This is a genomic window from Nocardiopsis sp. iso_237 (assembly GCF_056173345.1).
Genome location: NZ_CM149669.1, coordinates 1,855,984 through 1,868,855, shown reverse-complemented (window position 1 = coordinate 1,868,855; position 12,872 = coordinate 1,855,984). Strand labels below are relative to the sequence as shown.

Annotated in this window: 13 protein-coding genes; 4 read left to right on the top strand and 9 right to left on the bottom strand. The window is 72.9% G+C overall.

Annotation, left to right across the window (positions count from 1 at the left end; genetic code table 11):
* Position 1 precedes the first annotated feature (1 nt).
* A complete protein-coding gene (locus tag AC0VYM_RS08440) occupies positions 2–1,456 on the top strand; it encodes a GntP family transporter (RefSeq protein WP_475460742.1) in 1,455 nt (484 codons plus the stop codon).
* Between the two features lie 61 nt (positions 1,457–1,517).
* Positions 1,518–2,312, top strand: coding sequence for an SDR family NAD(P)-dependent oxidoreductase (locus AC0VYM_RS08435; protein WP_475460741.1), 795 nt, complete (start codon positions 1,518–1,520; stop codon positions 2,310–2,312).
* A gap of 37 nt (positions 2,313–2,349) precedes the next feature.
* Here the strand turns inward: AC0VYM_RS08435 and AC0VYM_RS08430 are convergent, their stop codons facing one another.
* Entirely contained in the window at positions 2,350–3,114 is a 765-nt protein-coding gene (locus tag AC0VYM_RS08430) for an enoyl-CoA hydratase/isomerase family protein (RefSeq protein WP_475460740.1), read from the bottom strand.
* A 149-nt stretch (positions 3,115–3,263) separates the two neighbouring features.
* Here AC0VYM_RS08430 and AC0VYM_RS08425 point away from each other — a divergent pair, with 149 nt between their 5' ends.
* On the top strand, positions 3,264–3,605 hold the full coding sequence (locus tag AC0VYM_RS08425; RefSeq protein WP_475460739.1) for a UBP-type zinc finger domain-containing protein: 342 nt from the start codon (positions 3,264–3,266) through the stop codon (positions 3,603–3,605).
* Between the two features lie 324 nt (positions 3,606–3,929).
* On the opposite strand, the gene AC0VYM_RS08420 is transcribed toward AC0VYM_RS08425, so the two are convergent.
* The gene (locus tag AC0VYM_RS08420) at positions 3,930–4,532 is read right to left on the bottom strand and encodes a PadR family transcriptional regulator (RefSeq protein ID WP_475460738.1); all 603 of its coding nucleotides are present in this window, start codon (positions 4,530–4,532) and stop codon (positions 3,930–3,932) included.
* 277 nt (positions 4,533–4,809) lie between these two features.
* On the opposite strand from AC0VYM_RS08420, the gene AC0VYM_RS08415 reads away from it, so the two are divergent.
* A complete protein-coding gene (locus AC0VYM_RS08415; protein ID WP_475460737.1) occupies positions 4,810–6,051 on the top strand; it encodes a cytochrome P450 in 1,242 nt (413 codons plus the stop codon).
* A gap of 46 nt (positions 6,052–6,097) precedes the next feature.
* Here AC0VYM_RS08415 and AC0VYM_RS08410 read toward each other — a convergent pair whose 3' ends face one another.
* From AC0VYM_RS08410 to AC0VYM_RS08380, 7 genes are all read right to left on the bottom strand, one after another.
* On the bottom strand, positions 6,098–7,393 hold the full coding sequence (locus AC0VYM_RS08410; protein WP_475460736.1) for a cytochrome P450: 1,296 nt from the start codon (positions 7,391–7,393) through the stop codon (positions 6,098–6,100).
* Positions 7,390–8,013, bottom strand: coding sequence for a GTP-binding protein (locus AC0VYM_RS08405; RefSeq protein ID WP_475462978.1), 624 nt, complete (start codon positions 8,011–8,013; stop codon positions 7,390–7,392). The genes AC0VYM_RS08410 and AC0VYM_RS08405 overlap by 4 nt, the downstream gene beginning before the upstream one ends.
* Before the next feature lie 37 nt (positions 8,014–8,050).
* Positions 8,051–8,452, bottom strand: coding sequence for a DUF742 domain-containing protein (locus AC0VYM_RS08400; RefSeq protein WP_475460735.1), 402 nt, complete (start codon positions 8,450–8,452; stop codon positions 8,051–8,053).
* On the bottom strand, positions 8,449–8,868 hold the full coding sequence (locus tag AC0VYM_RS08395) for a roadblock/LC7 domain-containing protein (RefSeq protein WP_475460734.1): 420 nt from the start codon (positions 8,866–8,868) through the stop codon (positions 8,449–8,451). Before AC0VYM_RS08395 ends, AC0VYM_RS08400 begins: the two co-directional genes overlap by 4 nt.
* A 98-nt stretch (positions 8,869–8,966) precedes the next feature.
* Complete coding sequence (locus tag AC0VYM_RS08390) at positions 8,967–11,048, bottom strand: ATP-binding protein (RefSeq protein ID WP_475460733.1); 2,082 nt, start codon at positions 11,046–11,048, stop codon at positions 8,967–8,969.
* 379 nt (positions 11,049–11,427) lie between these two features.
* Positions 11,428–11,805 carry a hypothetical protein gene (locus AC0VYM_RS08385; protein ID WP_475460732.1) on the bottom strand — a complete coding sequence of 126 codons (378 nt, stop codon included), beginning with the start codon at positions 11,803–11,805 and terminating at the stop codon, positions 11,428–11,430.
* Entirely contained in the window at positions 11,802–12,869 is a 1,068-nt protein-coding gene (locus tag AC0VYM_RS08380) for a serine hydrolase domain-containing protein (RefSeq protein WP_475460731.1), read from the bottom strand. The genes AC0VYM_RS08385 and AC0VYM_RS08380 overlap by 4 nt, the downstream gene beginning before the upstream one ends.
* Positions 12,870–12,872 lie beyond the last annotated feature (3 nt).

The window sequence follows — 12,872 nt, the reverse complement described above, 5'->3', positions numbered from 1 at the left end:
CATGGGCGCCCTCACCCTTCTGGGCATCGCGGCGGGCGGCATCGCGCTGCTGCTGGTGCTGATCATCCGTTTCAAGGTCCACGCGTTCGTGGCCCTGCTCCTGGTGAGCATCCTCGTCGGTCTGGTTTCGGGCATGCCCCTGGTCACCGTCCCGGCCACCGCCGACGCACCCGAACAGCTCGGCGTCATCGCCACGATCACCGCCGGTATGGGCGGGACCCTGGGTTCGGTGGCGCTGTTGGTGGCCCTGGGCGCGATGCTCGGCCGCATGATCGAGGTGTCCGGCGGCGCCGAGAGCCTGGCCGGGCGCTTCACCGGCTGGCTGGGGCCCAAGCGGGTCGCCGCCGCCCTCACCGGGGCCGCGCTGGTCCTCGCCGTCCCCGTCTTCTTCGACGTCGGCTTCATCATCCTCGTGCCGATCATCTACGGGTTCGCGAAGGCGGCCGGGGTCGACCCGGTCAGGTTCGGTCTGCCGGTGGCCGGGATCATGCTGGCGGTGCACGTCTCCGTGCCGCCCCACCCGGGCATCGTCGGCGGGGCCGCGCTGCTCGAGGGCGACATCGGTTGGATCCTGATCCTCGGCCTGATCGTCTGCACGCCGCTGGCCGTGATCGCGCACCACGTGTCCAAGCGGCTCACCCGCCGTGGGATTCCCATGCTGGCGGCGACCCGTGCTCAGTTCGAGGCGTTCGGCGGCGGAGCCGACGGCGACGCGGGGCGGGCCGGTTCCGGCGACTCCGGTGCCAACGGATCCACCGGGACCCTCAGCCGGACCGAGACCCCGCCCAGCGTGTGGACCGTCCTCGGTCTGATCCTCACGCCGCTGGCCCTGATCATGGTCGGCACGACCTCGGCGGCGGTCCTTCCCGAGGACCACCCGCTGCTGCCCGTGCTGTCGTTCGTGGGCGCCCCGGTCTTCGCGCTGCTGGTGGCCCTGGTGCTCGCGTACTTCCTGCTGGGGGTGCGGCGCGGGTGGTCGACCTCCCACATCGGTGAGGTCATGGAGGCCGCGCTGCCGCCGGTGGCCGTGGTCGTCCTGGTCACCGGGGCGGGCGGGGCGTTCGCCCGCGTGCTCACCGAGAGCGGGGTGGGCGAGGCCCTTGCCGACACCCTCGCCGGGACCGGCCTGCCGATCCTGCTGCTCGGGTTCGTCCTCTCGCTGGCGCTGCGCGTCTCGCAGGGGTCCGCGACGGTCGCGATCCTCACCTCCTCGGGGCTGCTCGCGGACATGACGCTGACCGGCGACTACTCCTCGATCCAGGTGGCGCTGATCGCGCTGGCCATCGCCTTCGGGGCGCTCGGGCTGTCGCACGTCAACGACTCCGGGTTCTGGGTGGTGACCCGCTACCTCGGGCTGTCGGTCTCCGACGGCCTGCGGACGTGGACCGTCCTGACCACGGTGCTGGGCGTGTCGGGCTTCCTGCTCGTCAGCCTGCTGTGGCTGGTCCTCAGCTGACCCTGGCGACACACCCCGGACGGGGCGGACCCGGTCCGCCCCGTCCTTCTACTGTGTTCCCATGCGCATCGATCTTTCCGGCACCACCGCACTGGTCACCGGTTCGACCCAGGGGATCGGGATGGCCGTCGCGGCCGTGCTCGCGGACGCGGGCGCCCGGGTCGCGGTGAACGGACGCCGCCCGGAGCGGGTGGCGGAGGCGATCGACACCCTGACCGGTCGGGCCCCGGACCGGGACCTGGTCCCCGCCCCCGGCGACGTCACCACCGAGCAGGGCGCGGACGCGGTGCTCTCCGCCGTTCCCGAGGTGGACATCCTGGTCAACAGCCTGGGGGTGTTCGGAAGTGCCCCGGCGCTGGAGATCAGCGACGAGGAGTGGCGGCGCTACTTCGAGACCAACGTGCTCTCCGCCGTACGGCTGATCCGCGCCACCCTGCCGGGGATGACGGAGCGCGGCTGGGGACGTGTGCTCAGCATCGCCAGCGACTCGGCGCTCGCGATCCCCGCGGAGATGATCCACTACGGGGCCTCGAAGACCGCGCTGCTCGCCGTCACCCGGGGCTTCGCCAAGCAGGCGGCGGGCACCGGGGTGACCGTCAACTCGGTGATCGCCGGGCCCACCCACACCCGCGGGGTGGAGGACTTCGTGTACGAGCTGGTCGACCGTGACCTGCCCTGGGATGAGGCCCAGCGCGAGTTCATGGTCCGTCACCGTCCGATGTCGCTGCTCCAGCGGTTGATCGAGCCCGAGGAGATCGCCAACATGGTGGCCTACCTGAGCTCCCCGCTGGCCTCCGCGACGACCGGCGCCGCCGTCCGGGTGGACGGCGGCTACGTCGACTCGATCGTTCCCTGAGCAGGCCCGGAACCCCGCCCGGCTCACTCCCTCCGGTTCACTCCCCCGTGAAGACGGGCCCGGTGCGGTTGAGGGAGGCGGTGACCCCGATCTCGTTGTCCTTGGTGTCGAACAGCCTGGTCTGTTCGATGATCTCCCGCTCCAGGGCGGAGGGCAGTGCGGCGAGCAGGTCCGCGCGGAGGGTGGCCTTCATCGAGCGCACCGCGAGCGGAGCGGACCGGGCGATGCGGCGGGCCTGGCTCACCGACTCCTCGCGCAGGTGCTCCTCGTCCACGAGGACGTCGGCCAGACCGATGGCGTGCGCCTCGGTACCGGTGATCCGGCGGGCGGTGTAGAACATGTCGGCGGCCTTCTGCTGGCCCACGATCCGTGGCAGGGAGACGCTCAGGCCGAACCCCTGGTGCAGCCCCAGCAGGCCGAAGTTGGCGTGGAACCGGGAGGAGGCGGCGGCCACCCGGAAGTCGGCGGCGCAGGCCAGACCGAGCCCGCCGCCCACCGCCGCTCCCTGAACGGCGGCGATCACGGGGATCGGCAGCGAGTACAGGCGCAGCCCCTGGCCGTAGATGGCGCTGAGCGTCCGCACCGGGGAGTCCCCGACCCCGCCGGAGGCGAAGTCCACCCCGGCGCAGAAGTTCCGGCCCTCCGAGCAGAGCACGAGGGCCCGGCAGTCACCGGCCGCCAGCTCCTCGGCGGCGTCCGCGAGCGCCGTGAGGACGTCGAGGTCGAAGTGGTTGTTCGGCGGGCGGTGGATCTCCAGGACACCGACGTGACCGTCGACGCGTACGGACAGCTCCTCGCTCATGGAGTGCCTTCCAGGTAGTGCGGGTCCCGGGCTGCGGGCCCGTTGTTCGGGGCGACCGGCGACGAGGGTATCGGGCGCGGCCGGGACCGGCGGTCACCGGGCGCGCGTTGTTCACCGTCCGCGCGGTCTCCAGTGACTAGCGTGACGACATGAGCAACGAGATCGACCCGACCACGCCGCCCAGCGGCACCGGCTGCCAGGAGTGCCTCACCGGGAACGGCTGGTGGGTGCACCTGCGCCGGTGCGCGGCCTGCGGGCACGTGGGCTGCTGCGACAGTTCCCCGGCCCAGCACGGCAGCCGCCACTTCGAGGCCACCGGCCACCCGATCGTCCAGAGCTTCGAGCCCGGCGAGGAGTGGTTCTACGACTTCCGCACCCAGCAGACGGGCGAGGGGCCGGAGCTGGCCGCGCCGACCTCGCACCCCCTGAACCAGCCGGTTCCCGCCCCGGCCGAGCGGGTGCCGTCCAACTGGCAGCGGCTCCTCAACTAGCCGACCACCACCGGCGCCCCGTCCACGACGGGGACGCCGGACCGACCCCTGGCGTTGATCTCGTGTCCGCACAAGATCATCCGGTCATGAACGTGGTCAAGGGGGCGCCGACTGGATCGACCGGCGGGTCGAGGGCGTGCGGCATGGGCGTGGACGCGCTCCTGGCCGACGGGACGACGAGCGCGAGGCCGCGCTGGCCCGGTTCGCCGCGCGGCGCCCCGGGACCTGCCCGCCCCGCGCCGCCGGGTGGTGCGGGTCGACGGCGGCGCGGGGACCGTGGAGGTGCTGGCGCGGTCCTGACCGGACGCGGTCGTCCGGGTCCGATCACCCGGTCCCGGACGGCCCGTCCCCGGCGTCCCGGCCCGGGGCCCGGTCGGCCCGGCGCCGTTCGAGGATGGCCAGGGTGCTCGCTCCCCAGCGCAGGTTCTCCTGCTCATGGGAGCGGCCCCGCTGGAGGGTGAGGTAGGGACCGACCCGCTCGGCCTCGCGCAGGTACCGTTCCTCGTCGAGGCCGTCGAGCATGCGGGCCGCGATGCGGTCGTAGCGTTCGAGCTTGGCGCGGCTGAGCTCCATACGGTCCTCGACGGCACTGATCACCGCGTCCACGTCGGTCTCGTCCACGGCCTGGAGCCGGACGAGCAGGTCGTCGCGGATGGCGGTGGGCCGGGCGGGCCGCCGACTGAAGGAGCGCAGCGTCTCGCGCCCGGCCTCGGTCACGGTGAACAGGCGTTTGTCGGGTCTGCGGTCCTGCCGGACGACGCGGGCGCTGAGCAGGCCCTCGCCCTCCAGGCGTTCGAGTTCGCGGTAGAGCTGCTGCGGGGTCGTCGACCAGAAGTTCGCGACCCCGGCGTCGAACCGTTTGGCCAGGTCGTAGCCGGAGGCCTCACCCTCCAGCAGCGCCGCCAGAACCGCCTCTCCCAGTGCCATCCAGACAAATTAGCACCCTGACCCCCAAAACGACGTGGAGGCGGCGGCGCGGTCGGGCCGTCCGCCGCCGCGCGCCCCCGCGCGCCCACGGCCACCCCCTTCCCGGACAGCCGAATCGCCCCTCTTCGGATGTGTTTCGGACACCCGAGAAGCGGACCTCTCTCCCTTTTCGCCCGGAAATCGCATCACGACGAGGACAGGGGTGGATCGTGCCGGAACCCGTACCTACTGTGAGGGTTCCTCCGGACCTCCGCACCACCGTAGGGAGACCGATCACGTGACCAGCGCACCCAGCATCCCCGACCTCCTCTCGCCCGAGTTCTCCGACGACCCCTACGCCGCCTACTCCCTGCTGCGTGAACACGAGCCCCTGCTGTGGCACGCACCCACCTCCAGCTACGTCCTCTCCCGGTACGCGGACGTACGGCGGGTCTTCCAGGACCGTGAGGGGGCCTTCTCCACGGACAACTACGGCTGGCAGCTGGAACCGGTGCACGGAAGGACCATCCTCCAACTGGACGGGCGCGACCACGCGACCAGACGGGCACTGGTCGCCCCCGCCTTCCGGGGCCGCGAACTCCGGGAGCGCTTCCTCCCGGTGATCGAGCGCAACAGCCGCGCCCTCGTCGACGCCTTCCGCGACGAGGGCCGGGTCGACCTCGTCTCCCAGTACGCCACCCGGTTCCCGATCAACGTCATCGTGGACATGCTCGGCCTGGACCAGAGCCACCACGACCGCTTCCACGACTGGTACACCGCGATCATCGCCTTCCTCGGCAACCTCACCCAGGACCCCGGGGTCACCGAGAACGGGCTCCGCACGAGGGACGAGTTCGCGGAGTACCTGCTCCCGATCATCGCCGAACGCCGGGAACGGCCCGGTGAGGACCTGCTCTCCCGGCTCTGCCAGGCCGAGGTCGACGGCACCCGGATGACCGACGAGGAGGTCAAGGCCTTCTGCAGTCTCCTGCTCGCGGCGGGCGGGGAGACCACGGACAAGGCGCTGTCCGGCCTGTTCGCCAACCTGGTCACCCACCCGGACCAGCTGGCGGCGGTCCGCGAGGACCGGTCGCTCGTCCCCCGCGCCTTCGTGGAGTCGCTGCGCCTCACCCCGCCGGTGCAGATGATCATGCGCCAGGCCAGCCGTGACGTGGAGGTCGGCGGCGGGACGGTGCCCGCCGGGGCCACCGTCACCTGCCTGATCGGCGCGGCCAACCGGGACCCCGACCAGTTCGCGGACCCGGACCGCTTCGACGTCTCCCGGCCGGAGCTCTCCGAGGCCACGTCCTTCTCCGCCGCCGCCGAACACCTGGCCTTCGCGCTCGGCCGCCACTTCTGCGTGGGCGCGCTGCTGGCCGAGGCGGAGGTGCGGGTGGCCGTCAACGACCTGCTCGACGCCATGCCGGACGCGCGCCTGGCCGGGGGCGCCACCCTGGTGGAGGAGGGCCTGTTCACCCGGGGCCTGCGCGAACTGCCCCTGGAGTTCTCCCCCGTTCCCAGGCCCACCGGCGCCCGCTGACCCCCGGCGCGTGCCCGGTGGGCGGACGGTCGTCCGGGGCGCATGGCTAGCCCGCGCGGCGTCGGCCCCGACCGGCGATGGGACTGTACCGGGCGGGGAGTTCGTAGAGTCCGCGCATCCACACGGACGGCCGCCACCGCAACTGGTCCGGCGGCACCCCCATCCGCACGTCCGGCAACCGGTCCAGGAGGGTCTCCACGGCGGTGCGGGCGATCACCTCCGCCACCTCGGGCGCGGGGAACGGGCAACCGTGCTCCCCGTGCCCGAACGACATCTGCGCCCGGTTGCTGCCGAAGATCCCCAGGTCACCGGTGTTGAGCCGGGGGTCCGCGTTGGCGGCGGCCATGCCGAGCACCAGCAGGTCGCCGCGCTTGATCCGGCGACCACCCAGTTCACAGGCCTGCACCGCCCACCGGCCGATGAAGTTCTGCGTGGGGGTGTTCTTCCACAGCACCTCGTTGAGCGCCTCACCGGAACTGCTGCGCCCGCCCTGGAGGGTGAGGGAGAAGTGGTCGTCCAGCAGCATCAGCCGCAGGGTGTTGCCGATCCAGTTGCCGGTGGGCGCCTGCGCCGCCGACATGATCACCAGGAGGTCGATCACCACCTCGTCGTCGGTCAGCCCCGCCGGGTGGAGCAGCAGCCGCGAGGGGATGTCGTCGCGCGGATGGGACCTGCGCTCGCCGACGATCCGCCGCATCCGCTCCTGTACCCGCTGGTGGGCCTGACCCGCGTCGGCGGTGACGTCGAGGGAGACGAGGATGTCCCGCACCAGCTCAGGGACCTCCTGCTGCGGCAGCCCGTACAGCCGGGCGATCACCCCCGCCGGAATGTGGTGCGCGTATTGGCTGACGAGGTCGGCCTCACCGTCCCCGGCGAAGTGGTCGATCAGGCCGTCCGAGACCTGCTCGCACAGGGTGCGCAGGTCGGCGCGGTCCGTGGCGTCCAGGGCGTCACCGATCGCCCCCGCGCGCCGCTGGTGTTCGGCCCCCTCCGCGAACATCACCGAGGGGGTCCACATCACGTACGGCATCAGTGGCCAGGCGTCGTCGATGTGGTCCCACATGTTCCAGCGGCGGCAGTCGCGGGCGAACCACTCGGGCCGGTCGGAGACGTGGTGCAGTTCCCGGTAGCCGAGGACGAACCACGCGGGGATGTCGCCGTCGAGGAGGATGGGTGCGACCGGGCCGTAGTGGCGGCGCATCTCCTCGTAGAGCGCCACCGGGTCGCAGGCGATGTCGGGCCCGTAGAAGCGCATGGCGTACTCGTGCTCGGGCGACAGGGGCGCGGGCCCTCGGGCGGCCGGGGGCACGACCGCCCCCGGGGCTCCCACGTTGTTGTTCACGATGACCTCTCCGGTGCGGACATGGGCGGGCGGTGCCGGGACAGATGGCGGACGAGGGTGACCAGGACGTCGCGGCTGGACTCGCGGCGGCGGGCGTCACACTCCAGCAGGGGGACGTCGTTGGACAGGTCCAGGGCGTTGCGCACGTCGTGCAGGTTCGGTCCCGGCCCGAACCGGTTGACCGCCACGACGAACGGGGTGTGGTGGTGTTCGAGCCGGTCGATGGCGTACCAGGAGTCCTCCACCCGGGCGGTGTCGACGAGGACGACCGCGCCGAGGCTGCCGGTGAAGATCTGTTCCCAGAGGAACCAGAAGCGCTTCTGCCCGGGGGCGCCGAAGAGGTAGAGGACCCGGGTGGCGTCGATGGTGATCCGGCCGAAGTCGAAGGCGGCCGTGGTGGTGCGCTTGTCGCGGACCGCGCTGAGGTCGTCGACCCCGTCGCTGGCCTGCGTCATGACCTCCTCGGTGCTCAGCGGGCGCATCTCGCTGACCGAGCCGACCAGGGTCGTCTTCCCCACGCCGAACCCGCCGACGATGACGATCTTCAGCGCCTGGCTCGCGGTGCTGGCCAGCGGGGGGCGTTCCGGGGCGGTCGCGGGGGTCGCGGGGGTCGCGCCCACCGACGTCAGCGGCGTGGTGGCCGTCCGTCCGTGGGCGTCAGAGTCGTTGAAGGGCAAGGAGCACCTGCTTCAGGGTCTCGGGGTCGTGCCGGGGTCCTCCGCGCGAGGGGAGGGACCGTACGGGTACGGGGTGCCGAGCGGCCACCGCGCCGGTGTCCAGCAGGTCGGTGAGCAGCACCTTCACGACGCTCACCGGAGCCCTGAGCTCCGCCGAGAGCTCCACCACGGCGGTGGGCCGGGCGCACAGCCGGAGGATGCTGGCGTGCTCGGACTGCATGTCGGGCGCGGGGCCGGACTCGGCCACCACGAGGGTGACGGCGTCCATGGCCGGGTCGTCGGCGTCACCGCGCCCCGAGGTGACCGTGTAGAAGCGGTCCGGTGACTCGGCACCGGAGGGGGCGCCCTGGGCGGGGGCACTGCGGCGGGGGGCGGTGTTCATCGGGACGGGTCCACCTCGTGGGGCCTGCGCCGGGGACCGGCCGTGAGGTGCCCGCCGATCCGGTCGACGAGCTGGTTCATGTGGCGGGCGACCACCCCCACCTTCGCCTCGAACCCGGCGATGACGGCCAGGTGGGCGCCCTCGCCCGCGCCGATGATGAGCAGGAGCCCGCCGCCGTACTCCAGCATGGCCTGGCCCGATCCGGTGCCGTCCCCGAACTCTGCGGAGGCGCTCAGGGACAGGCTCTGGACACCGGCCGAGATGGCGGCGAGCTGGTCGGCGCGGTCCACGTCCAGTTCCCGGGTGTGGCACATCCGGAGCCCGTCCCTGGAGAGCACCAGGACGTGGCGGATGCCCGGTGTCCGGTGCCGCAGGTCCTCCAACAGCCAGTCGAGGCTGGCGTCCGTCGTCGTCATGGGGGTCGCGGGGCGGTCGTCCCTGTGCCGCGGCGCCGGGCGCCCCTCCCTCCGTTCCTCTTCGTTCGGTGTGTCGTGGTGTGGGGCGGGGGCCGTGCTCATCGGCCGTCCTCCCAGAGGGTGCCCGGGCCGTTCTCCTGATCGTCGTCCTCGTCGTCACGGAAGGCGGCCAGCCGGGTGGGCAGCTCCCTGCGTGTCTCGGGGTCGAAGTCCCGGCGCCTGGAGGGGAAGAGCTGTTCGGGGTTCTCGCGGACCGCCTGGGCCAGGGTCAGGCCCCGGAACCGCTGCGGCATGTCGAAGACCGGCTCGGGACCGGTGTCCCCGCCGGATCCGGAGGCGGGCCCGGTTCCCCGGTCGGTCCCGGTGAAGGGCTCGTCGACGGCGTCGGAGAGGGGGTCGACCCGGGGCGCCGCGCGGCGGGCGGTGATCCGTCGGGCCAGCGGCGGACGGGCCGGGGTCGGCTCGGTCGCGGTCCGGGGCTCGGAGGCCGCCACCGGAATTCCGGACGCCGGGGTACCGTCCGCCGGGGTACCGGGCACCCGGGTTCCGGCCCCGGGGGCGCCGGGTGTCGGGATCCCGGTCACCGGGGTGTCCCCGGCCAGGACGTCGGCCCCCGGGCCACCCGAAGCGGGGACACCGACGGCGGGAGCGTCACCGGCCGCGGGCCGGTGCGCCGGGGGCTCGGGCGTCCGGTCGAGCGGAGTCGAGTGGGCGTCGCGGACGACCGAACCGGGCGTTCCGTTCACCGGGGCCGGGGCCGCGAGGTCGGGCCGCCGCGCGAGGTCGGCCTCCCTGGCCAGTTCCGCCTCCCGCGCGAGCTCCTCCTCCCTCTCCTTCTGGAGTCGGGGCGGCAGCGGCATCTCGTACGCGGTGACGAGGTTGGGCGGGATGAGCACGACCACTCCGGTGCCGCCGCGCGCGGAGGGCCGGAAGCTCACCTGGAGGTCGTACTTGTCCGCCAGGGCGCCCACCACGGCCAGCCCCATGCGCAGGCCCGGGAGGGTGGCCAGGGTGCGGGGTTCGTCGATGTAGTTCTCGGCCGCCCGGCGCTCCCGCTGGCGCAGGCCCCGGCCGCTGTCTTCGACGGTGATGGTGACCCCGCTGTCCTCCTCCTGCGCGTAGACGTTGACGTCGGTGCCGTTCGCGGAGAAGTTGGCGGCGTTGTCCATGAGCTCCGCGAGCACCTGGATGACCCCCTCCGCCGCGTAGCCGACCACCGCCGACCGGTGCGTGTAGTGCAGGCGGACCCGGCGGTAGGCCGTGATGCGGCCCTGGGCCCCGCGCAGGATGCTCTCCATGCCGATGGGACGGTTCCAGCGGCGCCCGGAGCGGCCCCGGGCGAGGGTCACGAACGCGTCCGCGAGGCGGCCGGTGCGGGAGACGTTGTGGTCGACCAGCAGGAGGTCGTTGAACACGTCCGAGCGGTCTCCGTAGCGGAACTCCAGGTCTCGGAGCTGGGCGAGCAGGGTGGTGAGGTGGGCCTGGACGCGCCCGCCGATGTTGGCCGCCGAGATCAGCGCGGTGGCGCTGCGGCGTTCGGAGACCACGAACTCCTCGATCAGGCGGGTGCGCAGGTGGGCCACGGCCGGGTGAACCTCACGGAGCTCCTGGGCGAGGACCTCCTCCGCGATGGTGCGGTCCTCGCGGACGCGGTGCACGATGAACGGCAGGGTGGCGTCCGCGAGGTCGGTGACCTCGTTCTCGATCGCCGTGCGCGCGGTACGGGCCTCGGTGGCGCGGCGCTCGGCGTCGGTGAGCTGGGTGGTGAGGGCGTGGGCGAGGCGGTCGACCGTGGGGTGCGTGGGCCGGGGTTGGTCGGCGAGCACCCGTTGCAGGGGCCTGCCCTCACGGGCGGCGTGGGTGAGGGCGGGCAGGAGGGCGTCGACGACCCATCCCGCCTCCTCCTCCAGGGTGCGCGCGCCCGAACTGACCCTGGTGCCGTGCGCGCGGGCGACGCGCGCCACGGCGGCGTGGTAGACGGCGGTGGCCACGGCGGCGCACAGCAGCAGCGCGGCCAGGCCGCCGACGAGGGCGATCACCGGTCGGGCCGGTTCGGGACTCTCGATCACCGTCCAGGACCATGCCGGGGCGGTCAGGGCGGAGGCGGCCAGGAGAGCGACGAGTGCCTGTTGGCCGGGGCGCGGGAGAGGGCGTTTCCGGTCGGACAGGTGTACTGCCATGAATGGGTTCCTCGCGGCTTTCCGTGCGGGTGGCGGATTCGTTGCCGTCGCACCCGCCCGTGTCACGTGCAGTGGATTTCACCCCGGATGACCCGGAGCGGCGGATGGATTTCACGTTAGTCCACCCCCGCTGGGCGCGGGGAGTTTTCCACAAGCGGGGCCCTCTGACAGCCCGAAGGCCCAGAAAGGACCTGTTGGACAATTCCTCCTTGATGGACATTTCCGCATTACCGCGTTCGCACGGAAAGCGAGACTCGTACCCTTTGTTCTTTCCCGTCTCGGAAAGGGTGGAGAGGGGCGAAGGATCCCGTGCGCCACCGTTCGTCCCGTGGGGAACGCGCCGCCGACAGGCCTCGGCCGGGGCCGGGGACCGGATCCCTCAGAAGGCCAGGAGGAGGACCAGGGCGACGGTCAGGCCCACGGTGAACGCGGCGCCGGTCCAGCGCCCGCGCCCACCGCCCTCCGCCGCGCTCCACGGCAGGGCGTGCCAGCGCGCCGCGCCCGCTCCCAGGGCGGTCGCGGCCAGGGCCGCGTTGACCCACCACAGGACCGCCGGGAGGTGCAGCCACCCCACCGCGAGCAGGATGTACGCGGTCAACAGGACCACGCCCGCGGACCGCCGGACCACGCCTCCGCGGTCGGGAAAGGCGTGCTCACCCTCCGCGCCGCGCGCGGACCGCACCATCTCCCAGGTGAGCGAGGCGGCGAACAGGGTCAGCACCACCCACACGACGAGGGCGACCAGGGTGTCGTTCACTCCTCCTCCAACAACAGGTCGAGGGCGACCGAGTCCACGCCCGCGGGGCCGTCCGCCAGCACGACCACGGCGCGCCCGCCCTCGCGGTCCAGGGCGACCATGGCCGCGAACCCACCGGTCATGCCGTTGTGCCAGGTCACCTCGGTGCCGTCGTGGTCGGTGACGAACCAGCCCAGGCCGACCCCGTCTCCCTGACCGTCGTCCCAGCGGGGTTCCAGGGCACCGGCACCCGGCGCCTCCCCCTCCAACAGGGCGCGGGCCAGGAGTCCCATGTCTCCGCCGGTGGAGTGCACGCCGCCCATGGGGGCCCAGGCGGCGTTGGCCGAGGGGGCGAAGGGTCGCCCGTTGGTGCCGTGCCCGACGGCCGCCTCGGCGGGCACGTCGTCGGGAGAGGCGGGGACGACCGTGCGCCCCATCCCGAGCGGGTCGAGGAGGCGTTGTCGGAGAAGGGTCTCGTAGTCGGTTCCGGAGGACGCCGCGAGGGCCTGGCCGAGCAGCGCGGCGCCGAGGTTGGAGTAGGCGAACCGGCCCGGGTCCGTGAGGTCGGCCCTGGCGGCGCTCCCGACCAGGGCGTCGACGTCACCGGTGTAGGGATCGCGGTTGCGGAGGTTGTCCAGGAACATGGTGGCCGAGGTCAGCACTCCCGGAGGGTTCCTGGGGAGTCCCGAGCGGTGCGAGGAGAGCTCGCTGAGGGTGACCGACGCGGCGGGCGCCCCGCCCAGGTCCAGCAGTGTGCCGAGTTCGGTGTCCGGGTCCACCTCACCGCGCTCGATCGCGTCGGCCAGCAGCAGCCCGGTCAGGGATTTGGAGACGGAGCCGATCTCGTAGAGGGTCGTCCCGTCCGCGCCGAAGTAGGCCTCCCGGACCCGGCCGTCGTCGACCTCCACGACGGCCGCCGTCGCTCGGGGGGCGTCCTCCAGCAGGGGGCGGGCGCGCTCGGCCAGGGCGGCGTCGCCGGCCTCCGAGGAGAGCGACGGGGGCGTGGGTCGCACGGCGAACCCGACGGCCAGGACGGCGACGGCCACGGCCGCCGCGGTCACCCTGGCCCGTGTACTGCTCCGCACCCG